Raw genomic sequence first — 22,897 nt, forward strand, 5'->3', positions numbered from 1 at the left:
CTGCAGCGGTTCTGCCAGAACATCGTTGCAAGAGGCCTCCTTAGCGGGGCAGCAATTCAACCACTTCTGATGCGGGGTGGAGCAGTCTGGCAGCTCGTCGGGCTCATAACCCGAAGGTCGCAGGTTCAAATCCTGCCCCCGCTACCAAGACGAACAAGCGACTCCGGAAACGGGGTCGCTTTTTTCGTTATGGGGGGTTGGATGCGCTGGCCGCGCAGGCAGAAGCCAGGGCAACGGCAACGGCAACGGCAACGGCAAAAGCTGCAGGGCTGCTGGTTGGGCGGGACGGGGTGGGTTGGCGGGGGACGGCAAAAGCCGCTCCTGCGGGCCTCGTTTCGCGCCATCCATGGCGCGGGTCCACGTCATCGCATTCGCGCTGCCGCTCCCACGCTTTGCTTCGCAAACCGCGGGCCCCGTCTTACCAGCACCCACACCCCGCCGCTTCGCGGCCGCCCCTGACTCAGGGGCTCCCTCCACCCGACGGGTCAACGACGCCTGTGGTAGCGCCGACCCATGGTCGGTGGAATGTGTCCGCCAACGGCCCGCTGCGCTCGCCGACCATGGGTCGGCGCTACCGCTTTTCTCTTTTAGTACGCGGCGGGCGGCCACGGAACCTGTCAGAGGCCGGGCGGTGGGGCTGGGCGGGGGCGTTGAGCGCCATGGATGGCGCGAAACGAGGCACGCATGGATGCAGTCTTTGCCGTCCCCCGACCAGCCCCATCGCCCGGCCTAACCCCGGCGGTGGCTTTTCCGCCCGCCGCGAGGGGGTCTCACCCGTTCGACCTTCTCCAACGAGGGGAAAGTTCAACAGGGGTTGCGCGGTGCAGCAGAATGCTGCATAATTCCGCTTCTGGTGCGGGGTGGAGCAGTCTGGCAGCTCGTCGGGCTCATAACCCGAAGGTCGCAGGTTCAAATCCTGCCCCCGCTACCAACTAGGCATCAGACGAAAAAGCGATTCCGGAAACGGGGTCGCTTTTTTCGTTGGAGCCTTGCAGGGAAGGGCCTCCGCTAGCACAGACAGCATCCGCAGCTTGCACCAACCCGGTGCAAGGTCTATCATCAGCGGGCTGGCGGTATATCTGATGGTGGGCTCTGCAATGAGTGCGACCATCCCGCCACCGGCTTCGACCAGAAGCTGGGCTTCGCAGGGGATCGCGTCAGCGCGCCCTGCGGCCGGAATCCAATGACCGGATTTCACCGGACAAAGGGCCCAGCGGGCCCTTTTTCGTTTCCGGAACGGGCCCACTGCGGGTCCGGACACCATCCACATTCAACAACAAGGCAGGCTGTGAGCGACAAGGCAACCGAAATCGCGAATCTGCTCGGCCCCACCGTCGATGCGCTGGGCCTGGAACTGCTGGGCGTCGAGTATCTGCCCGCACCCGGCGGCGCCACGCTGCGTCTGTACATCGACGTGCTGATCGCCGAGCAGGACGAGCGCACCATCAACGTCGAGGACTGCGAGCGCGTCAGTCGCGAAGTGTCCGCGCAGATGGACGTCGAAGATCCGATCAGCGGAAATTACACGCTGGAGGTTTCATCGCCTGGCGTGGATCGTCCGCTGTTCAACCTGCAGCAGTTCGGCCAGCACCTGGGGCAGAACGTCAAGGTGCAGCTGAAGCTGCCGCAGGAGAATCGTCGCCGTCTGCAGGGCCGTATCGACTCGGTCGACGCAGAGCAGGGCACGATCAGTTTCACTGTCGACAAGACCACGCTGGTGGTGTCGGCCGACAACATCGACAAGGCACGCATCATGCCGGACTGGGTGGCGCTGGGGCTGGCCCCGAGCAAGCCGACCGGTCCTGCCAAGCAGCCGAAGCCGAACAAGAATCCATCCAACGAGCCTGCGGCCAAGAAGCCGCGCGCGGAGTGAGCCAATGAGCAAGGAACTTCTGCTGGTAGTTGACGCGGTCGCCAATGAAAAAGGCGTGCCGCGTGAAGTGATTTTCGACGCGATCGAAGCCGCTCTGGCGTCGGCCGCGAAGAAGCGCTACCCCGACGAGGAAGTGCTGGCGCGCGTGGTCATCGACCACAAGGACGGCACGTACGAAACCTTCCGCCGCTGGGAAGTGGTCGCCGACGACGTGGTCATGGAGTCTCCGGACCGCCAGATCCGCCTGATGGATGCCATCGACGAACAGGAAGGCGCCGAAGTCGGTGACTACGTCGAAGCACAGATCGAAAACCCGGACTTCGGCCGCATCGCCGCCCAGGCCGCCAAGCAGGTCATCGTGCAGCGTGTGCGCGAGGCCGAGCGGCAGCAGGTGGTGGATGCATGGAAGGATCGCGTCGGCGAGCTGATCACCGGTGTGGTCAAGCGTGCCGAGCGCGGCAATATCTTCGTCGACCTGGGCGGCAACGCCGAGGGCTTCATCCCGAAAGACAAAGGCATCCCGCGCGACGTGCTGCGTGCCGGTGACCGCGTGCGCGGCTATCTGGCTGAAGTGCGCTCCGAGCCGCGTGGCCCGCAGCTGTTCATCAGCCGCGCCGCGCCGGAGTTCATGATCGAGCTGTTCAAGCTGGAAGTGCCGGAAGTCGGCCAGGGCCTGGTGGAAATCATGGCCTGTGCACGTGATCCGGGCGACCGCGCCAAGATCGCCGTGCTGGCCCATGACACCCGTACCGATCCGATCGGTGCCTGCATCGGCATGCGCGGTTCGCGCGTGCAGGCCGTGTCCAACGAGCTCAATGGCGAGCGCGTGGACATCGTGCTGTGGAACGAGAATCCGGCCAACTTCGTCATCAATGCGATGGCGCCGGCCGAAGTGCAGTCGATCATCGTCGATGAAGACAAGCACTCCATGGATCTGGCCGTGGCGGAAGACCGCCTGGCCCAGGCCATCGGCAAGGGCGGACAGAACGTTCGCCTGGCCAGCCGCCTGACCGGGTGGCAGTTGAACGTGATGACCCAGGATCAGGTGACCGCCAAGTCCGAAGCCGAGCAGACCTCGGCCCGCCAGCTGTTCATGGACAAGCTGGAAGTGGACGAAGAGATCGCCAGCATCCTGGTGAGCGAAGGCTTCGGCACTGTCGAAGAAATCGCGTATGTACCCGTCGGCGAGCTGCTGGCGGTGGAAGGCTTCGACGAGGACATCGTCGAGGAACTGCGCGCACGAGCCCGTGACGCGCTGCTCAACGAGGCGCTGGCCGTTGAAGAAGGCCTGGAAGACGGCGTTCCCGCCGACGACCTGCTGGCCCTGGAAGGCATGGACGAGGTTACCGCCTACGCCCTGGCCAGCCATGGCGTGCGCACCGGTGAGGACCTGTCGGACCTGGCTGCCGACGAGGTGGTTGAATTCGGCATCGAGGGGCTGGACCAGGAGCGCGCCGCGGCGCTGATCCTGTCCGCCCGTGCCGAGGAAATCGCCCGATTGGAACGCGGCGAATGAGCCGGCAATGAACAGGGCCCTGAGCCGATCAGGGCGTAGAATCCGCGCTACCTCCAAAAACGGGGGGGCGCCCTCAAGATCATAGGATCCGAATGTCGCAGCAAACCACCATCCGCAAGCTTGCCGAACTGGTCAATACACCGGTTGAAAAACTGCTGGAACAGCTGGCGGGTGCCGGCATGAAGTTCAGCGGCCCAGAACAGGTCGTGACCAGCACCGAGAAGGTGAAGCTCCTGGGCTTCCTTCGCCGTGCCCATGGCAAGCCCGAGCAGGCCGTCGAAGAAGCCACCGAGGCCTCCAAGAAGATCACCCTGAACCGCCGCAAGCACCAGGAAGTGACGGTGAATGCGGGTCGCAGCAAGACCACCGTGAACGTGGAAGTGCGCCAGAAGCGCACCTACGACAAGGCGGCTGCGCGCATGACCCCGGATGAGGAGCGCGCCGACATCCTGCGCAAGCTGGAGGAATCCCGCCAGCGCAATCTTGATGAACAGGCAGCGCTGGCGGAGAAAGACCGCCTGCGCGATGAAGCCATCGTGCGCAAGCGCGAAGAAGAGGTCGCTGCCAAGGAGCGCGCCGAGGCAGACAAGAAGGCCGCTGAAGAAGCCGCCATCGCGGCCAAGGCGGCCGAAGCCGAAGCCGCCAGCCGTCCGGCTGCGCGACCGGCCGATGCCGCTGCGCCTGCCGCCCCGCGTGCTGCGCGTCCGCCGGCCGGTGGCCCGTCCGCGCCGCCGCGTGGCGCCGCACCGCCGCGTTCGGATGACCGCAACAACCGGGGTCCGGCACGTACCGACCGTCCGGGCGGCGATCGTTTCGCTGGCCAGATGCACCTGTCGGCCGCCGATCGCGCGCGTCGTGGCAACAGCAACAACAACAACAACCGTGGCCGTCCGGGCAGCCGCCCGCAGCCGGGCCGTCGTGACATGCGGGGCAGCCAGAACAGTGGTCCGCACGCGTTCGAGCGGCCGACCGCACCGGTCGTGCGTGAAGTGGCGATCGGTGACAGCATCACCGTGGCCGACCTGGCGCAGAAGCTCGCGCTGAAGGGCGGCGAAGTGGTCAAGGCGCTGTTCAAGATGGGCGTCATGGCGACCATCACCATGAGCATCGACCACGACACCGCGGCACTGGTGACCGAAGAGCTGGGCCATGTCGTGGTCCGCGCCGGCAATGACGACGTGGAAGAGGCGCTGCTCGCCGCTGCCGGTGAAGAGCGCGGCGAAGCCGTCTCGCGTCCGCCGGTGGTCACCATCATGGGTCACGTCGATCACGGCAAGACCTCGCTGCTGGATTACATCCGCCGCACCAAGGTCGCTACCGGCGAAGCGGGTGGCATCACCCAGCACATCGGTGCGTACCACGTGGAAACGCCGAAGGGCGTGATCAGCTTCCTGGATACCCCGGGCCATGCTGCCTTCACCTCGATGCGTGCCCGCGGCGCCAAGCTGACCGACATCGTGGTGCTGGTCGTGGCCGCCGATGACGGCGTCATGCCGCAGACCAAGGAAGCGATCCAGCACGCCCGTTCGGCGAACGTGCCGCTGATCGTGGCGATCAACAAGATCGACAAGTCCGGTGCCGATCCGATGCGTGTGAAGAACGAACTGCTCACCGAGCAGGTCGTGTCCGAAGACTTCGGTGGTGACATCCAGATGGTCGAGATTTCGGCCAAGGCCGGCTTGGGCATCGACGACCTGCTGGAAGCCATTTCCGTGCAGGCCGAACTGCTCGAGCTGAAGGCCGTGTCTGATGGTCGCGCCAGCGGCGTGGTCATCGAATCCTCGCTGGACAAGGGCCGTGGCCCGGTCGCGACGGTGCTGGTGCAGCAGGGCTCGCTGAAGAAGGGCGATTACCTGGTGTGCGGTATCCAGTACGGCCGCGTGCGTGCGCTGTTCGACGAAACCGGCAAGCAGCCGGACCAGGCCGGTCCGTCCATTCCGGTGCAGGTGCTGGGTCTGTCCGGCGTGCCGGAAGCGGGTGATGATTTCACCGTGGTCGACGACGAGCGTCTGGCCAAGGACGTTGCGCAGCAGCGCGAAACCAAGCGCCGCGAATCGCGCCTGGTGCAGTCTGCCGGCAGCCGCATGGAAGACATCATGGCGCAGCTGGGCAAGGGCGAGGGCCAGCAGGTCCTCAACCTGGTCATCAAGGCCGACGTGCAGGGTTCGGTGCAGGCGCTCAGCCAGGCGCTGGTCGGTCTGTCCAACGACGACATCCGCATCAACGTGATCCACTCCGGCGTGGGCGGCATCACCGAATCGGACGCCAACTCGGCGGTCGCTTCGAAGGCCACCGTCATCGGCTTCAACGTGCGTGCGGACGCTTCGGCCCGTCGCCTGATTGAATCCAACGGCGTCGACCTGCGTTACTTCTCGATCATCTATGACGTGATCGATCAGGTGAAGCAGGTGGCTTCCGGTCTGCTGGGCGTGGAGATCCGCGAAGAGATCATCGGTATCGCCGATGTGCGCGACGTCTTCCGCAGCTCGAAGTTCGGCGCAGTGGCCGGCTGCATGGTCGTGGAAGGCATCGTCAAGCGGAACAAGCCGATCCGCGTGCTCCGCGACAGTGTCGTGGTGTTCGAGGGCGAGCTGGAATCGCTGCGCCGCTTCAAGGAAAACGTCGACGAAGTCCGCAATGGTACCGAGTGCGGTATCGGCGTGAAGGCGTACAACGACGTCAAGCCGGGTGACCAGATCGAGTGCTTCGAGCGTATCGAAGTGCCGCGCACCCTGTAACGGCTGCAAGGGACCGGGCCGAAAGGCCCGGTCCTGCTTTCAGGCACCACCCGTTAGACTGCTGTCATTACTCCAAATACAAAGAGCCCTGCCGCGTGCCCAAGACTTTCCATCGAACCGACCGTGTCTCCGCCCAGATCCGCCGCGAGCTCGGCACCCTGGTGCACAACGCCGTGCGTGTACACGGGTTGCCCTCGGTGAGCGTGTCCGATGTGGAAATCACCCGCGACATGTCCCACGCCAAGATTTTCGTTACCGCGCTGATGGCGGAACGATCCGAAGAAGCAATGAAGGGCCTGAAGGAACTGGCCTGGCAGCTGCGCATGGACCTGGCGCGCGCGATGAAGCTGCGCCACGTGCCCGAACTGCACTTCCACTATGATGATTCAGTCGATCGCGGCGAACGCATCGACAACCTGCTGCGCGAGCTGCCCGATACGCTGGCGGCGGAAAAGAAGCGCGAAGGCAACGAAGAATAAGGACTCCGTCGCGTCGAGCGCTGCTCGGCGACTGCCCGTGGGCACGGATCCTGCCCGCCGAGCATGGCTCGGCGCTCCCAACGTTGGCGTTCCACAATGAAACCCCGTATTCAATTCCGTCGCCTCGACGGCATTCTGCTGCTCGACAAGCCGACCGGCATGAGCTCCAACGCAGCGCTGCAGAGTGCGCGCCGCCTGTTCCGGGCAGAGAAGGGCGGCCACACCGGCAGCCTGGATCCACTGGCTACCGGGCTGTTGCCGCTGTGCTTTGGCGAAGCGACCAAGATCGCCGGCCTGCTGCTGGGCTCGGCGAAGGCGTATGACGCCGACATCGTGCTGGGGCAGAGCACCGACACCGACGACGCCGAAGGCCAGGTACTGCTGCAACGGCCGGTGCCGTCCATCAGTGCCGATGCGCTGCAGGCTGCGCTGGCTCCCTTCCTGGGTCATATCCGCCAGCGCGCGCCGGTCTATTCGGCGTTGAAGCAGGGCGGCGAGCCGCTGTATCTCAAGGCGCGGCGTGGCGAGGTGATCGATGCGCCCGAGCGCGACGTCCATGTCCAGTCGATCACGGTGCTTGAGCAGCAGGCTGATCGCCTGCGCCTGCGCGTGACCTGTGGTTCCGGGACGTATATCCGCAGCATCGCCCGTGACCTTGGCGAGGCGCTGGGGTGTGGCGCGCACATCGGCGCGTTGCGACGCCTCTGGGTGGAACCCTTCCTCGATCCGGTGATGGTGACCCTGGACCAACTGCGTACGCTGGCCGACGCCGGCGATGAGGCGGGGATGGAAGCCCATCTGTTGCCCTTGGCGGCCGGCCTGGTTGCGTATCCGCCTGTACATCTGGATGAACAGCAGGCTGCGCGATTCTGCATGGGCCAGCGGCTGCGCGATACGTCATGGCCGACCGGGCTGGTCGTGGTGCATGACGCCGCCGGCGGCGTATGCGGCCTGGGCCAGGTAGACGAAACCGGCCTGTTGGCCTCGCAGCGACGCTTCAATCTGTGACATGCAACCGGGCGATTCAGCCCAGGTCCTTGTTCCGGGAGGTCGCTCCCGTTACAATTTTGCGGCCCTTTACAGGGCAGCCTGCGTCCTGCAGGTTCATCATCAGCCTACGGCGAGCCAAGCGGTGCGTGAACACGTTCCTGCTGGCCCCGCATCAAAAGAGAAAAAGCAATGTCGATCGACACCCAGAAGGTAATTGAAGACAACAAGCGCAGCGCCACCGACACCGGTTCCCCGGAAGTCCAGGTTGCCCTGCTGACCGCACGCATCGAACTGCTGACCGGCCACTTCAAGACCCACAAGAAGGATCACCACAGCCGTCGTGGCCTGCTGCAGATGGTCAACCGCCGCCGCAGCCTGCTCGACTATCTGAAGAAGAAAGACGTTGCCCGCTACAAGGGTCTGATCGAAAAGCTTGGCCTGCGTCGCTAAGCAAGAAATCCTCCGCGGCGCAGTGATGCGCCGCGGTTTTGTTTTGCAGCATCGTTTTTCATCGCATTCAGACCGGGACACCGGTCACCCGCAGGCGGCATGGGTCGCCGACGGTCCATTCGCAGACAGCATCCCCAAGGACACCCTCCGTGGCAAAAATCACCAAAACCTTCCAGTACGGCAAACATACCGTCACGCTTGAGACCGGCGAAATCGCGCGCCAGGCCGGCGGCGCGGTCATCGTCAAGTTCGACGACACCGTACTGCTGGTCTCCGCCGTTGCTGCAAAGAGCGCGCGTGAGGGCCAGGACTTCTTCCCGCTGACCGTTGATTATCAGGAGAGGTTCTACGCCGGTGGCCGTATTCCGGGTGGCTTCTTCAAGCGCGAAGGCCGCTCGACCGAGAAGGAAACCCTGATCTCGCGTCTGATCGATCGTCCGATCCGTCCGCTGTTCCCGGAAGACTACAAGAACGAAGTGCAGATCATCGCCACGGTCATGTCGCTGAACCCGGACATCGACGGTGACATCCCGGCCCTGATCGGCGCCTCCGCTGCGCTGGCCCTGGCTGGCACTCCGTTCAAGGGTCCGATCGCCGCTGCCAAGGTCGGTTACAAGAACGGTGAGTACATCCTCAACCCGACCGTGACCGAGCTGAAGGATTCGGAGCTGGAGCTGGTGGTTGCCGGTACCTCCAACGCCGTGCTGATGGTGGAATCCGAAGCCGCGCTGCTGTCGGAAGACGTGATGCTGGGTGCCGTGACCTTCGGTCACCGCGAAATGCAGAAGGTCATCCACATCATCAACGAGCTGGTCACCGAAGCCGGTACCAAGCCGTCGACGTGGGTTGCCCCGGCCAAGAACGATGCGCTGATCAGCGCCCTGCAGGAAGCCATCGGCCCGCGCCTGGGCGAAGCCTTCCAGGTGCGTGACAAGCTGCAGCGCCGTGACGCCATCTCGTCGATCAAGAAGGACGTGGTCGAGTCGCTGGCAGGCCGCGTGGCCGCTGAAGGCTGGAACCCGGCCGAACTGTCGAAGGAATTCGGCGAGCTGGAATACAGCACCATGCGCAACTCGGTGCTGGATACCAAGGTCCGCATCGACGGCCGTGCGCTGGACACCGTGCGCCCGGTTTCGGTGCGCACCAGCGTGTTGCCGCGTACCCACGGCTCGGCGCTGTTCACCCGCGGTGAGACGCAGGCCCTGGTCGCGATCACCTTGGGCACCGCTCGCGACGGTCAGGTCATCGACGCCGTGTCCGGTGAGTACAAGGACAACTTCCTGTTCCATTACAACTTCCCCCCCTATTCGGTGGGTGAGTGCGGCCGCATGATGGGCCCGAAGCGTCGCGAAATCGGTCATGGCCGTCTCGCCAAGCGCGGCGTGCTGGCAGTGATGCCGTCGCTGGAATCCTTCCCGTACACCATCCGCGTCGTGTCGGAAATCACCGAGTCGAACGGCTCCTCGTCGATGGCATCGGTCTGCGGTTCCTCGCTGGCCCTGATGGACGCCGGCGTGCCGGTCAAGTCGCCGGTTGCCGGTATCGCCATGGGGCTGGTCAAGGAAGGCGAGCGCTTCGTCGTCCTGTCCGACATCCTGGGCGATGAAGATCACCTGGGTGACATGGACTTCAAGGTCGCTGGTACCGCTGAGGGCATTTCCGCCCTGCAGATGGACATCAAGATCGAAGGCATCACCGAAGAGATCATGAAGCAGGCACTGCAGCAGGCCAAGGCCGGCCGTCTGCACATCCTGGGCGAGATGGCCAGTGGCCTGTCCGCGCCGCGTCAGGAGCTGTCGGACTACGCGCCGCGCCTGCTGACCATCAAGATCCACCCGGACAAGATCCGCGAAGTGATCGGCAAGGGTGGTTCCACCATCCAGGCCATCACCAAGGAAACCGGTACGCAGATCGACATCCAGGATGACGGCACGATCGTCATCGCTTCGGTCAACGCCATCGCTGCCCAGGCCGCGAAGGCACGCATCGAGCAGATCACCTCGGACGTCGAGCCGGGTCGCATCTACGAAGGCAAGGTCGCCAAGATCATGGACTTCGGTGCATTCGTCACCATCCTGCCGGGCAAGGATGGCCTGGTGCACGTGTCGCAGATTTCCAGCGACCGCGTCGAGAAGGTCGGCGATGTGCTGAAGGAAGGCGATGTGGTCAAGGTCAAGGTGCTGGAAGTGGACAAGCAGGGCCGTATCCGCCTGTCCATGAAGGCCGTCGAAGAAGGCGAGGGTGTGTCTGCCGAGTAATCGGCCGAACTCGATCGCGGTGGGTGGCGACCAGGAGTTGTCGCCCACGGCGCGTCGCGGCACTGCATCTGCTCCAGACAAACAACGCCCCGTCAGGGGCGTTGTTTGTTTTGGGCATTGCCTGTTCAGCTCGTCAGCCACGCTAGCAGGGATCGCGGCAAGTGAGGGCGGACGCGATCCAGTACCTCCACGGACGGTCCCCGTCGGGCCTGGTGGACCAATTGGAAGCCCAGCACACAACCGCTGACCATGCCGTCGACGTGATCTTTGCCGCGGCCAATGGCGCGCACTGACGACAGCCGATGCTGGTCAACAGCGCTTGTCACGGTGCGGTCATGACGCCCGGGCTCTCTCCCCAGCAACGTCTGTCGTCCACCGGGCTGGCTGCGCACCTCGATTCCACCCATTGCGGCCGATACGTGGCTCCGGACCTGATCAACGGTGAGAAATGCCGCGCCCAGGTCACGCGTTTGGACCTCGCCCTTCAACGTGCCCGTCTTCGTCTCACTGCCATCACTGTATCGGCAGCTGAATCCGGTCAGATACCTGGCATCCGGCCTGCCGTCACTCCATGCACTGATCTGGTCAAGGCTGCCCGCCGGTGCGGGCCAGGCAGGCAGTTCAGTTGGAGGCGTGGAGGCGGAATCCCACCACCCAATCACCGGAGTAAACACCTCTCTGGTGAGATAGACCTCTGTACGACCGGGGTGTTTCCTGCTGTCGAATGCATACCACGTGTCCCGCTGATCGAGTACGGTCAAGTAGAGCGAGGTTCTTTTCTCCAGCATGGCGCTCATCGGCTGGTTGCGGCGATCAGGCTCACTGCCGGTCGGATTATCGTCGCGGACTTTTTCCAGCGCCCTGCGCTGGCATAGGTCGGCATGGCGGGTATAAGACTCGATTCGTGTGGTTAATTCCTCTGCCACGAACTGCACGTATGCATCCTCGAATCCAACGGCTTTTCCTGTCAGGGCGATGTCCCGCAGCAGCGCCAGGTGCAGCGTCGCGCCAATGGCAAACAGGGGAAGCAACTCGAGCGCCTCTGCGGGAATCTGGAACCGCGGCAGCAGTGCAGTCATCAGACTGTTCGCTGCAATGCTCTGCGCCTGCACTGCCTTTGCATCACCTGAGGCTACCGTCCTGATGTACAGAGAGACGACGTCGCTCAGGCCGACCAGGTCGGCACGCACACTCGCAAAGAGTGACTCCGATACTTTCTGGTCGGTGTAGCGGCGCCATGCTGCTTCAGGCGATTCGCCAGCTGCCGGGATGACAAGGGCGCCGATGTAGGAAAGAAATCCGCCGACCGTAGGTATCAGATTGAGCGAGGCGAGGATGCCGTCGCGCAGCAGGCCATAGGCATCGTCTGACGAAACAGCACGCGGTGGCTGGGGGCGGTGCTGCAAGAGCAGGGCGTGTCCATCGGCTGGCAGTGCCAACGCGTTGGGAACGATCAACATGCCTGCGGTGGCAAGTGCAGTGGTCTGCATCCAGCGCCTTCTGCTGCATCCATCAGGCGAGGGGGCACCGGGTGCATTGCTGTCCGGCTTGAGCGGGATACGCATGGCAGGGTCCTTTCGAAGCGGCGACACCCTGTCGCCGAGTTCTCAGGATCCTCTCACTGTGCGGACACTGACCCCATCGGTGGACCAGGCCGATAGCCGTCAGGCTTGCCCGCTTGAAGTCGCCGCCGCCGCTCGCCCGACCACCCCTCTGCGTTGATTACGCGTCGGCCCAGACACTGTTCGGGTCGCCGTCACGCGCGCGCCGTGCGGTCGCGCGTGCAATCACCGCAAAACCAACGGCCATCGCCACAGCGACCGCGTCCACCCAGAACAGCGGCCAGTAGCCCTGGCCGGCGCTGGTCCACCACCAGTATCCGGTAAGCGCACCATGCGCTACCGGCACTGCAGCGGTCACGATCGCAGCCGCCCACAGCAGTTCACGTGCTGCCTGCGCAGGGCGCCGCAGCGCAGCCCACAGTACACAGGCTGCCCAACTGCCGAAGCACACCCAGCGGATGCCCGCGTCGACGCTGTGCGGAGCGAACCGTTCCAGTAGCTGTGCCGCGACGAAGGCCGCGGAGATAGCGACCACCAGGCCGATGCACACGCCGACGGTCGCCCGCGCCATGTTGACCTGCGCGCGCCCCTGCTCGACCTGCCGCCGCTTGCGCCGCGATTCGATCCACAACAGGTTGCCGGAGTAGAACAGGAAGGCGCCGCCCAGGCCCATCAGGAAATACAACCAGGCGACCAGTCCATTGCCGAACTCCCCGAAGTGCAGGGCATAGGCCGCGCTGAGGGTGGCGTGGTTCGCATCACGCTGGCCCGGCAGCTGGCTGGCCAGCAGTCTGCCACTGGCGACGTCGAAGGCCACCGCGCCTGCCGGCCCCAGTGTGCCCTCCGATTCACCGGTGATCTCGATCGTGGCCATCGCGTCGCCGGCATTTGCCAGCTTCAGATAGGCCGGTTCAAAGCCCTGTACACCTTGGTCGCGGGCGGCTTGCAATGAACGGGCATGCAGGTCGGCCAGGTCCACGCCTCGTCCGGGGGTGCCGCTGGGGGCACGGACGGGCGCGGTGTCCATCGCCGCCGGCACGGCCTGCAGCAGCTTGCCGTCGTAGACCAGCGGGTTGAGCAGGGCCATCTGGAGGAAGACCAGGCACAACAACGCCCCGGTCACCGCGAACATCAGGTGGAAGGGAAGGCTGAGCACACCGACCACATTGTGGGCGTCCTGCCAGAACTGCTTCAGGTTGCGGCCCGGCCGCAGCGCGAACAGATCGCCGGCCAGCTTGGGCAGGTGGATCACCAGTCCGCTGAGCAGGGCCACGCCATACAACAGGCTGACGATGCCCATCAGGTAGATGCCGGCCACCGGCAGGCCCAGCGTGTAATGCAGTTCATTGACCAGCTCAGCCAGGCCGGTCTGCGGCGGGGTGACACTGCCGTCGTAGTGATCCAGCCAGGCGTACTGCCAGATGCCTTTGGCGTCCTGCCAGTAGGCGATCGGCTGCGGGTGGTCGCCGCCGGGGAAGGTCATGCCCACGTGCGTGCGTGCAGCCGGATGGCGCTCCAGCACCCCGTCAAGCAATCGCTGGGTGTCTGTCAGCGTGGCGGGCGCCTGGGTCACGGCCTGCGGGGTCTGCCACAACGGCACGTCATGGTGGAATACCGTCAGGGCTCCGGCATAGAACGCCACGAACAGCGCGAAGCCTGCCACCAGGCCAACCCAGGTGTGCAGCGTGGTGAACGTACGCAGGGTCTGCGAGCTGAACTTCATGCGCGATTACTCACTGCACCGCGCCGGACAGGCGCAGCAGCCATAGAAGAAGGAAGGTGCCTGCCGCACTTGCGCCCAACAGCGCCCATGCGCGTGCCGCAGTGCGGAAGCTGAAGGCCCAGATCGCTGCAAGCATCCACAGCGGAATGAAGGCGATGAGGCTCGGCACCAGCGCGGCCTGCCAGTGCCCGGGGGGCAGCCAAGCGACCAGACCGGTCAGTCCGGCGGCGACCAGGAAGCCGGCGACGATGCCCGCCGATGCGCGGCCCCACATCAGCGCCGCGCCTTGGCGGGGTGAGCGTGCGGTCGGTGCCAAGCGGCCAGGGCGGGCAGCAGCATCGCCATGGCCATCCAGCTGCACAGCATCACCACCAGGCCTGCGCCGACACCCAGGTTGGCCATCCACAACCACAGCGAAGCCACCGCTGCGACCGTGCCGATCTCGCGGCCGAGCCGGCCGGCACGGTGCACGCGCGGCCACCGGCAGTGCCGGGAGGCGGCATAGAAGGCCATCGTGGAGAATATCGACGCTGCCAGGGCAAGCGAACAGAAACCCAACGAAGACAATCCGATGGTGGGAACCTGGATCATGCGGCGATCAAGCCCATGGCGCGCGTGGACGGACGATCAGAAGAGGGGGTCATGGGGGAGCCGGAAGGAAGGGCGGGGCCGATTGCCTGAGCATGGTAATCATTGCCATTTGCCGCCGCCAGCCTCGGCTATTCAGGCCGGACACCGTGTTGACCTTGGGCTTTGCGGCAGGCTGGTTTAAGATCAGCGTGGATACCCTGACTGGAACCAAGGTGGCCCGCGCCCAGCGCCGGCCGAGCGTGTGACATGAGCACTACCACCGCCCACCGCTGACCTGCCCCGACGGCCCACTTGCAGGCGCCTTCGTGGCGCTTTTTTATTATCCGGGCGCTGCCCGGATCCGCATTCCAGCCCCTGCGCGGGCCTTGCCAGAAAAAATATCCCGATGATCACGATCACCCTTCCCGACGGCAGCCGCCGCGAATTCGAACATCCCGTCAGCGTCATGGACGTCGCCCAGTCGATCGGCGCCGGCCTGGCCAAGGCCACCATCGCCGGCTCGGTGGATGGCGTGCTGGTCGATGCCAGCGACGTGATCGATCATGACGTGACCCTGCGCATCATCACCGCCAAGGACGAGGAGGGCGTGGAGATCATCCGCCACTCCAGCGCGCATCTGGTCGGCCACGCGGTGAAGCAGCTGTACCCCGATGCCAAGATGGTGATCGGCCCGGTCATTGCCGAAGGGTTCTATTACGACATCCAGTCCGAACGTCCGTTCACCCCGGATGACCTGGCCGCGATCGAAAAGCGCATGGGCGAGCTGATCGCGCAGGACTACGACGTGGTGAAAAAGGTGACCCCGCGCGCCGAAGTCGTGGAAATCTTCAAAGCGCGTGGCGAGGACTACAAGCTGCGCCTGATCGAAGACATGTCCGACGACATCCAGGCGATGGGCATGTATTACCACCAGGAATACGTGGACATGTGCCGTGGTCCGCACGTGCCGAACACGCGCTTCCTCAAAGCGTTCAAGCTGACCCGCATTTCGGGCGCGTACTGGCGCGGCGATGCGCAGAACGAGCAGCTGCAGCGCATCTACGGCACCGCGTGGGCCGACAAGAAGCAGCTGGATGCCTATATCAAGCGCATCGAAGAAGCGGAAATGCGCGACCACCGCCGCATCGGCAAGCAGCAGGACCTGTTCCACCTGCAGGAAGAGGCGCCGGGCCTGGTGTTCTGGCACCCGAAGGGCTGGGCGTTGTGGCAGGTGGTGGAGCAGTACATGCGCAAGGTCTACCGCAACAGCGGCTATGGCGAGGTGCGCTGCCCGCAGATCCTGGACGTGTCGCTGTGGAAGCAGTCCGGCCATTGGGACAACTACAAAGAGAACATGTTCTTCACCGAATCGGAGAAGCGCACCTACGCCGTCAAGCCGATGAACTGCCCGGGCCACATCCAGGTGTTCAACCAGGGCCTGCACAGCTACCGCGACCTGCCGATCCGCTACGGTGAGTTCGGCTCCTGCCACCGCAACGAGCCCTCCGGTGCGCTGCACGGCATCCTGCGCGTGCGCGGTTTCACCCAGGACGACGGCCATGTGTTCTGCACCGAATCGCAGATCGAAGACGAAGTGACGGCATTCCACCAGCAGGCGCTGGCGGTGTACCAGCACTTCGGTTTCGAGGACATCCAGATCAAGATCGCACTGCGCCCGGAATCGCGCCTGGGCGACGACGCCACGTGGGACAAGGCCGAAGGCGCGCTGCGCTCGGCGCTGTCCAGTTGTGGCGTGGAATGGCAGGAGCTGCCGGGCGAGGGCGCCTTCTACGGGCCGAAGATCGAGTACCACCTGAAGGATGCGATCGGCCGTACCTGGCAGCTGGGCACCATGCAGGTCGATTTCATGATGCCGGGACGCCTCGGGGCCGAGTATGTGGACGAGAACAGCCAGAAGAAGCACCCCGTCATGCTGCACCGGGCAATCGTGGGGTCGATGGAGCGTTTCATCGGCATCCTGATCGAGCACCATGCCGGCCAGTTCCCGGCATGGCTGGCGCCGACGCAGGTGGTGGTGGCCAACATCACCGATGCGCAGGCTGAATACGTAAGCGAGGTGCGCAAATCCCTTGCGGATCAAGGCTTCCGCGTTACCGCCGATTTGCGTAACGAGAAGATCGGTTATAAGATTCGCGAGCACACGCTTCAGCGCGTGCCGTACCTCCTGGTCATTGGTGACCGTGAGAAGGAAAACGGCGCGGTCGCGGTGCGTACGCGCTCCGGCGAGGATCTGGGCAGCATGAGTCTCCAGGCCTTCGTTGAGCGGCTGCAGGCCGAAGGCGCGTAATCAAAAGGTCCGACCCGTGCGCAACGGCGCGCGGGTCGGTTCAACACCCTTGGGAGATCGCAATATCAGTACCCCTGACAACAAACAGAATCGCAGGAATCAGGAAATCCGTGTCCCGCGCGTCCGCGTGATCGGTAGTGACGGTGAGATGATCGGCGTGCTGACGCGCGACGAAGCACTGTCCATGGCCGAAGACGAGGGCCTGGACCTCGTCGAGATCCAGCCGCAGGCCGATCCGCCGGTGTGCAAGATCATGGACTTCGGCAAGTTCAAGTTCGAAGCCCAGAAGAAGGCCAGCGAGGCCAAGAAGAAGAGCAAGCAGGTCGAGATCAAGGAAGTGAAGTTCCGTCCGGTCACGGATGAGGGCGACTACCAGATCAAGCTGCGCAAGATGCGCGGTTTCCTCGAAGAGGGCGACAAGATCAAGGTCAACATCCGCTTCCGTGGCCGCGAAATGAGCCATCAGGAACTGGGTCGTGAAATCGCCAGTCGGATCGAGACCGATCTGGGCGAGGACATCGTGATCGAATCCCGTCCGCGCCTGGAAGGCCGTCAGATGGTGATGATGATTGCTCCGAAGAAGAAGACATAAAGCCTGACGGGCTGCCCTGCGGGGCGCCTGGCGGCTGAATCGTCACGGTGGAAAGGCGCTCATGGCGCCTTTCTGCTTTTCCGGGGATGACGAGCAGACAGGCATCTGCTTTGCCCGCTTTTCTTTTTTTCTGCGCGGCCGGCGGATTGCGGAATTCGTCAGCGGGCCGGGCGGGGCAGGTTGCACGGGGCCCTTGGAGCCCCGGACGGGCGGAAAGGAGCTTACATGGACGTACTTGCAGCGTGCCCCGTGCAGCCTGCCCCGTCCGGCCCAGCCCCAGGAACCGCGTTGCATGCGTCGGCGCGAGGGGGTGTCACCCGTTCGCTGACATCAATCGCGTTGCCCGAGGCCCATTTCCCCTGTATGATTGCCGGCTCGACCCATCAGGAGGGGTCGTACGCGGATCATGGCAGGACGGAAAGAGTGGCCACGGCCACCGCCAGATCAGTCAGAAACCAGGGTCATATCCCATCAAGGACATTGCAATGCCCAAGATCAAGACCAACCGGGCGGCGGCCAAGCGTTTCCGCAAGACCGCCTCGGGCAAGTACAAGTGCGGCCACGCAAACCGTAGCCATATCCTCACGAAGAAAGCGACCAAGCGGAAGCGTAACCTGCGGCAGACGAATCACGTCCGCGCAGAAGACGCCGGCCGTCTGGACCGCATGCTCCCTTACCTCTGAGGAACTGACACATGGCACGAGTAAAGCGTGGCGTACAGGCGCGTCGCCGCCACAAGAAAATCCTGACTCTGGCGAAGGGCTACTACAATGCCCGTCGTAAGGTCTTCCGCGTTGCCAAGCAGGCCGTCATCAAGGCCCAGCAGTACGCGTACATCGGTCGTAAGCAGAAGAAGCGTAATTTCCGCTCGCTGTGGATCGTCCGCATCAACGCAGCAGCCCGCATCAACGGCCTGAGCTACAGCCGTTTCATGAATGGTCTGCTGAAGGCGGGCATCACCCTTGACCGTAAGGTCCTGGCTGATATCGCCGTGCACGACGAGGCAGCTTTTGCCGCGTTGGCTGAAAAGGCCAAGGGCGCACTGGCGGCATAAGTCCCCATCCCCGCCGTTGCCGTTCGCGCGCAAAGGTGGTGGTTGAGGCAATGCATGGGGAAGGGCGCAAGTCCTTCCCCATTCTTTTTTGTGCGGTGGCCAGCGCAATGCGCGGCGGCCGGACGGCGGTGGCGACGGGGGTCGGCCCTTCGCGCATCGCGAGGGCACATCCGACCCGAGGTTTCGGCACCCCATGAGTGACATCCAATCCCTGACCCACCAGGCACTGGCCGATGTGGCTGCCGCGCAGAGTCCCGAGGCGCTGGAGCAGTTGCGCGTCTCCCTGCTGGGCAAGAGTGGCAGCATCACCGCGCAGCTCAAGCAGCTCGGCGCCTTGCCGGCCGACGAGCGCAAGGCCGCCGGTGAAGCCATCAACCTCGCGCGTGACGCACTGGGCGCTGCGCTGGCTGCGCGCAGGACCGTGCTGGAAGACGCTGCGCTGGACGCGCGCCTGTCCGCCGAAGCCATCGACATCACCCTGCCGGGCCGTCGCAGTGGTCGCGGTGGCCTGCACCCGGTGACCCGCACGCTGGAACGCATCACCGAGATCTTCGCGCGGCTGGGGTACGAGCTGTCCGAAGGGCCGGAGATCGAAGACGACTGGCACAACTTCGAGGCGCTGAACTTCCCGCCGCATCACCCGGCGCGCGCCATGCACGACACCTTCTATTTCGGTGATGGCCGCCTGCTGCGCACGCATACCTCCGGTGTGCAGGTGCGCTACATGGGCGACCACGCACCGCCGCTGCGGATGATCGCGGCCGGCAAGGTCTATCGCAGCGACAGCGACCAGACCCATTCGCCGATGTTCCACCAGGTGGAAGGCCTGCTGGTGGACGAGCATTCCAACTTCGCCGACCTCAAGGGCACGCTGTCCGAGTTCGTGCGCGCCTTCTTCGAGCGTGACTTCGAGATGCGCTTCCGCCCGAGCTATTTCCCCTTCGTGGAGCCGGGTGCGGAAGTCGACATCGCCTGGCAGCAGCCCGATGGCAGCACGCGCTGGCTGGAAGTGCTGGGCTGCGGCATGGTGCACCCGAACGTGCTGCGCAGTGTCGGGATTGATCCGGAGCGCTATACCGGTTTCGCCTTCGGCCTCGGCGTGGAGCGATTCGCGATGCTGCGCTATGGCGTCAACGACCTGCGCGCGTTCTTCGAGAACGATGTGCGCTTCCTGAAGCAGTTCGCGTAATCCCGATCCGTAGCGCCGAGCCATGCTCGGCGGCTGTTGCTCGGTTGCTCCATTCAACCAGGTTGAACCTCATGAAATTCTCCGAAAACTGGCTGCGCAGCCACGTCCCGACCGCCGCATCGCGCGATGAGCTCAGCGCGGTATTGACGGCCATCGGCCTGGAAGTGGAAGCGGTCGACGCGCTGGGTGCGGGCCTGGACCACGTGGTCGTGGCCCGCATCGTCGAGGCCGTGCGCCATCCCGAAGCCGACCGGCTGCAGATCTGCCAGGTCGATGCGGGGCAGGGCAGCCTGCTGCAGATCGTCTGCGGCGCGCCGAACGCGCGCCCTGGCCTGGTCGCGCCGCTGGCGCTGGTCGGTGCGCAGATCGGCAGCCTGAAGATCAGTGCCGCCACACTGCGCGGCGTCGACTCCAATGGCATGCTGTGCTCGGCCAAGGAACTGGGCCTGGACAGCGATGCATCCGGCCTGTTCGAACTGCCTGATGACGCACCGATCGGCCAAGGCCTGGTCGAGTACCTGGGCCTGCCCGACGCCAGCATCGAGATCAAGCTGACCCCGAACCGTGCCGACTGCTTCAGCGTGCGCGGCATTGCCTTCGATGTGGCTGCTGCCACCCGCAGCGACGTAGTGCCGTTTGCCGCTGATGCGGTACCGGCCACTGCCACGCGCGAGCTGTCGATCTCGCTGGATGCCGGCGCCGAAGCGCCGCGTTATCTGGGTCGTGTCATCGAAGGCGTCAACGCGGCCGCCAAGACCCCGCTGTGGATGGCCGAGCGCCTGCGTCGCAGCGGTGTGCGGCCGGTGTCGCTGCTGGTCGACATCACCCAGTACGTGATGCTGGAACTGGGCCAGCCGATGCATGCCTATGACCTGGGCACGTTGCAGGGCAGCATCGCCGTGCGTCGCTCGCGTGCCGGCGAATCCCTGAAGCTGCTCGACGGCCGCGATGCCGCGCTGGATGACAGCTTTCTGGTGGTCACCGATGCAGACCGTCCGGTCGGCCTGGCCGGCCTGATGGGCGGCTTCGACACGCGCGTCACCGACGCCACCACCGACGTATTCTTGGAAGCCGCGCACTTCGCGCCGGCCGCCATCATGGGCCGCGGCCGCAAGCTGGGCCTGCATACCGATGCCGGGCACCGCTTCGAACGCGGCGTGGACCCGGCGTTGCCGCGCACCGCCATCGAGCATGCCACCGCGCTGGTGCTGGAGCTGGCCGGTGGCACGGCCGCCCCGGTGACCGAAGCGGTGCGTGCGTCCGACCTGCCGTCGCCGGCGGTGATCGGCCTGCGCCGTGCGCGCATCACCCGCGTGCTTGGTATCACCATCGCCGATGCGGAAGTCGAACGTATCCTGCGCGCGCTGGGCATGGAGGTCGCCGCCGCAGCCGATGGCTGGCAGGTCACTTCGCCGAGCCGCCGCTTCGACGTGGCCATCGAAGAAGACCTGATCGAAGAGCTGGCGCGCATCCATGGCTACGAGCAGATCCCGACCACGTTGCCCGGTGGCGCCGCGCGTGTGGCGATGCCCAGCGAGACCCGTCTGGAAGAGCTGAGCGTGCGTCGCCAGTTGCTGGCGCGCGAACTGCAGGAAACCATCAATTTCGCGTTTGTCGATGCGCAGTTGCTGCAGCAGTGGCAGCTCAATGACAGTCTGGTGCCGCTGGCCAATCCGCTGTCGGCCGAGCTGGCGATCATGCGTCCGGCGCTGCTGCCGGGTCTGGTCGCCACGTTGGGCCGCAACGTGGCGCGTCAGGCCGGTCGCGTACGGCTGTTCGAGATCGGCCGCGCGTTCGCCGCGCAGGCCGGCGAGGGCGCTCCCGCACCTCTGGAAACGCAGCGCGTGGCCGTTGCGGTGTGCGGCGACGCCGATGCCGAGCAGTGGGGCGTGGCGGCGCGCAAGGTCGATTTCCATGACCTGAAGGGCGATCTGGAAGCGCTGGCCGCTGCCAGCGGGGCTGAGCTGACCTTCAAGCCGTCCGCGCAGCCCTTCGGTCACCCGGCGCGATCGGCCGACGTGTACCGCGGTGAGGTGCGGCTGGGGTGGATCGGACAGATCCATCCGCGTCTGGCCAAGGCGATGGAGGTCGACGTGGACGTGTACGGTCTGGAGCTGGATCTGGCGCCCTTGGCGGCCCGTGAACTGCCGCGTGCCGGCGAGCTGTCGCGCTTCCCGGCGATGCGTCGCGACCTGGCCGTGCTGGCCCCCGACGCCGTCGACTGGGCCGATCTGGCGGCCTCCGTGCGACGGGCCGCCGGCCCCTTGCTGCGCGAGCTCAACCTGTTTGATCGATACGTCGGACAGGGGGTAGAGCCGGGCTTCAAGAGTCTCGCTATGGGCTTGATTTTGCAGGACAAGTCGCGCACTCTGACGGACCGCGACGTGGACGCGGTGGTGGCCGAGGTGGTCACCGCCATCGAGCGTGAACACCACGCCCGGATCCGCGGTTGAGCGGGCAGCACCCAGGGGTAAGCAGGCGATGGCACTGACCAAGGCCGAAATGGCCGAAAAACTGTTCGACGAAGTGGGCTTGAACAAACGTGAAGCCAAGGAATTCGTCGATGCGTTCTTCGATGTGCTGCGTGACGCCTTGCAACAGGGACGTCAGGTAAAGCTGTCCGGCTTCGGCAATTTCGATCTGCGGCGCAAGAACCAGCGCCCCGGTCGCAATCCGAAAACCGGTGAGGAAATTCCGATTTCCGCCCGCACGGTAGTCACCTTCCGTCCAGGCCAGAAGCTCAAGGAAAGGGTGGAAGCGTATGCTGGATCCGGGCAGTAACCGAGAACTTCCGCCGATACCGGCCAAGCGTTACTTCACCATTGGTGAGGTCAGCGAGCTGTGTGACGTCAAGCCGCATGTGCTGCGCTACTGGGAGACGGAATTTCCCAGCCTGGAGCCGGCCAAGCGACGCGGCAACCGCCGGTATTACCAGCGCCATGACGTGCTGATGATCCGGCAGATCCGCAGCCTGCTGTACGAACAGGGCTACACGATTGGCGGCGCGCGGCTGCGCCTGGATGGCGCCGATGCGCGCGGCGAAGCCGCGTTGAGCCAGCAGATCATCAAGCAGGTACGCGTGGAACTGGAAGAAGTGCTGCAACTGCTTCGCCGCTGATTCCTTTTTCGCGCTGATCCGCTATACTTCACGGCCCGCATCAACGGCGGGGCAACATCGCAGATATTCGGGGCGTAGCGCAGCCTGGTAGCGCATCTGCCTGGGGGGCAGAGGGTCGTCGGTTCGAATCCGGCCGTCCCGACCACTGTTGATGTAAACGAAGAGGCTCGTGCAGCAATGCGCGGGCCTTTTTCGTTTTCGGAGTTTCTACTGCCGCTGCGCTCGCCGAGCATGGCTCGGCGCTACCGGACCGACCGCCTGTGCGTGTAGCGCCGAGCCATGCTCGGCGGACTCCGTCCGGCACCGCGATGTTGGACACAGGCCGCGCTTCGCGCTCGCCGAGCATGGCTCGGCGCTACCGGCCCGACCGCCTGTGCGTGTAGCGCCGAGCCCTGCTCGGCGGACTCCGTCCGGCACCGCGATGTTGGACACAGGCCGCGCTTCGCGCTCGCCGAGCCTGGCTCGGCGCTACCCGGT

General features: G+C 64.7%; 19 protein-coding genes and 3 tRNA genes. 18 read left to right on the forward strand and 4 right to left on the reverse strand.

Going from position 1 to position 22,897, the window contains the following annotated elements:
* Nucleotides 1–70: 70 nt before the first annotated feature.
* The 9 genes from IFT58_RS09065 (at nt 71) to pnp (ending at nt 10,304) form a co-directional block, all read left to right on the forward strand.
* A tRNA-Met gene (locus IFT58_RS09065) sits at nt 71–147 on the forward strand.
* 707 nt (nt 148–854) lie between these two features.
* Nucleotides 855–931: transfer RNA gene (locus IFT58_RS09070), tRNA-Met, on the forward strand.
* Between the two features lie 357 nt (nt 932–1,288).
* Nucleotides 1,289–1,873 carry a ribosome maturation factor RimP gene (gene rimP / locus IFT58_RS09075; protein ID WP_192094519.1) on the forward strand — a complete coding sequence of 195 codons (585 nt, stop codon included), beginning with the start codon at nt 1,289–1,291 and terminating at the stop codon, nt 1,871–1,873.
* 4 nt (nt 1,874–1,877) lie between these two features.
* Entirely contained in the window at nt 1,878–3,389 is a 1,512-nt protein-coding gene (gene nusA / locus IFT58_RS09080) for a transcription termination factor NusA (protein WP_188326764.1), read from the forward strand.
* Nucleotides 3,390–3,481: 92 nt separating this feature from the next.
* Nucleotides 3,482–6,127, forward strand: a complete 2,646-nt coding sequence (infB, locus tag IFT58_RS09085; protein ID WP_192082591.1) for a translation initiation factor IF-2 — start codon at nt 3,482–3,484, stop codon at nt 6,125–6,127.
* 95 nt (nt 6,128–6,222) lie between these two features.
* Nucleotides 6,223–6,606: a 30S ribosome-binding factor RbfA gene (rbfA, locus tag IFT58_RS09090; RefSeq protein ID WP_188326766.1), complete on the forward strand. Its 384-nt coding sequence runs from the start codon at nt 6,223–6,225 to the stop codon at nt 6,604–6,606.
* A 96-nt stretch (nt 6,607–6,702) separates the two neighbouring features.
* Complete coding sequence (gene truB / locus IFT58_RS09095; protein ID WP_192094520.1) at nt 6,703–7,614, forward strand: tRNA pseudouridine(55) synthase TruB; 912 nt, start codon at nt 6,703–6,705, stop codon at nt 7,612–7,614.
* A gap of 171 nt (nt 7,615–7,785) precedes the next feature.
* Nucleotides 7,786–8,046, forward strand: coding sequence for a 30S ribosomal protein S15 (gene rpsO / locus IFT58_RS09100; protein ID WP_188326768.1), 261 nt, complete (start codon nt 7,786–7,788; stop codon nt 8,044–8,046).
* A gap of 149 nt (nt 8,047–8,195) precedes the next feature.
* On the forward strand, nt 8,196–10,304 hold the full coding sequence (pnp, locus tag IFT58_RS09105) for a polyribonucleotide nucleotidyltransferase (RefSeq protein WP_192082595.1): 2,109 nt from the start codon (nt 8,196–8,198) through the stop codon (nt 10,302–10,304).
* A gap of 125 nt (nt 10,305–10,429) precedes the next feature.
* Here the strand turns inward: pnp and IFT58_RS09110 are convergent, their stop codons facing one another.
* The 4 genes from IFT58_RS09110 to IFT58_RS09125 form a co-directional block, all read right to left on the reverse strand.
* Nucleotides 10,430–11,869: an insecticidal delta-endotoxin Cry8Ea1 family protein gene (locus tag IFT58_RS09110; RefSeq protein ID WP_192094521.1), complete on the reverse strand. Its 1,440-nt coding sequence runs from the start codon at nt 11,867–11,869 to the stop codon at nt 10,430–10,432.
* Nucleotides 11,870–12,026: 157 nt separating this feature from the next.
* Nucleotides 12,027–13,589, reverse strand: coding sequence for a PepSY-associated TM helix domain-containing protein (locus IFT58_RS09115; RefSeq protein ID WP_192094522.1), 1,563 nt, complete (start codon nt 13,587–13,589; stop codon nt 12,027–12,029).
* Between the two features lie 10 nt (nt 13,590–13,599).
* Nucleotides 13,600–13,863: a hypothetical protein gene (locus tag IFT58_RS09120; RefSeq protein WP_192094523.1), complete on the reverse strand. Its 264-nt coding sequence runs from the start codon at nt 13,861–13,863 to the stop codon at nt 13,600–13,602.
* Nucleotides 13,863–14,180, reverse strand: coding sequence for a hypothetical protein (locus tag IFT58_RS09125; protein ID WP_188326772.1), 318 nt, complete (start codon nt 14,178–14,180; stop codon nt 13,863–13,865). The genes IFT58_RS09120 and IFT58_RS09125 overlap by 1 nt, the downstream gene beginning before the upstream one ends.
* A gap of 385 nt (nt 14,181–14,565) precedes the next feature.
* Between IFT58_RS09125 and thrS the strand changes: the two genes are divergently transcribed.
* The 9 genes from thrS to IFT58_RS09170 all read left to right on the forward strand — a co-directional run bounded on the left by thrS (nt 14,566) and on the right by IFT58_RS09170 (nt 22,565).
* Complete coding sequence (thrS, locus tag IFT58_RS09130; RefSeq protein ID WP_192094524.1) at nt 14,566–16,467, forward strand: threonine--tRNA ligase; 1,902 nt, start codon at nt 14,566–14,568, stop codon at nt 16,465–16,467.
* A 64-nt stretch (nt 16,468–16,531) separates the two neighbouring features.
* Nucleotides 16,532–17,059 (forward strand): translation initiation factor IF-3, encoded by a 528-nt coding sequence (gene infC, locus IFT58_RS09135; protein WP_342029549.1) that lies wholly within the window; start codon nt 16,532–16,534, stop codon nt 17,057–17,059.
* A 485-nt stretch (nt 17,060–17,544) separates the two neighbouring features.
* The gene (rpmI, locus tag IFT58_RS09140) at nt 17,545–17,742 is read left to right on the forward strand and encodes a 50S ribosomal protein L35 (RefSeq protein WP_002811096.1); all 198 of its coding nucleotides are present in this window, start codon (nt 17,545–17,547) and stop codon (nt 17,740–17,742) included.
* 11 nt (nt 17,743–17,753) lie between these two features.
* The gene (rplT, locus tag IFT58_RS09145) at nt 17,754–18,113 is read left to right on the forward strand and encodes a 50S ribosomal protein L20 (RefSeq protein ID WP_166924555.1); all 360 of its coding nucleotides are present in this window, start codon (nt 17,754–17,756) and stop codon (nt 18,111–18,113) included.
* A gap of 193 nt (nt 18,114–18,306) precedes the next feature.
* Complete coding sequence (locus tag IFT58_RS09150; protein ID WP_188326775.1) at nt 18,307–19,302, forward strand: phenylalanine--tRNA ligase subunit alpha; 996 nt, start codon at nt 18,307–18,309, stop codon at nt 19,300–19,302.
* Nucleotides 19,303–19,373: 71 nt separating this feature from the next.
* Nucleotides 19,374–21,755 carry a phenylalanine--tRNA ligase subunit beta gene (pheT, locus tag IFT58_RS09155; RefSeq protein ID WP_192094525.1) on the forward strand — a complete coding sequence of 794 codons (2,382 nt, stop codon included), beginning with the start codon at nt 19,374–19,376 and terminating at the stop codon, nt 21,753–21,755.
* Nucleotides 21,756–21,783: 28 nt separating this feature from the next.
* Nucleotides 21,784–22,083 (forward strand): integration host factor subunit alpha, encoded by a 300-nt coding sequence (locus tag IFT58_RS09160; protein ID WP_188326777.1) that lies wholly within the window; start codon nt 21,784–21,786, stop codon nt 22,081–22,083.
* Nucleotides 22,064–22,420 (forward strand): MerR family transcriptional regulator, encoded by a 357-nt coding sequence (locus IFT58_RS09165; RefSeq protein WP_042612987.1) that lies wholly within the window; start codon nt 22,064–22,066, stop codon nt 22,418–22,420. The genes IFT58_RS09160 and IFT58_RS09165 overlap by 20 nt, the downstream gene beginning before the upstream one ends.
* Before the next feature lie 68 nt (nt 22,421–22,488).
* A tRNA-Pro gene (locus IFT58_RS09170) sits at nt 22,489–22,565 on the forward strand.
* Nucleotides 22,566–22,897 lie beyond the last annotated feature (332 nt).

This window comes from Stenotrophomonas sp. CFBP 13718, assembly GCF_014842145.1.
GTDB lineage: Bacteria > Pseudomonadota > Gammaproteobacteria > Xanthomonadales > Xanthomonadaceae > Stenotrophomonas.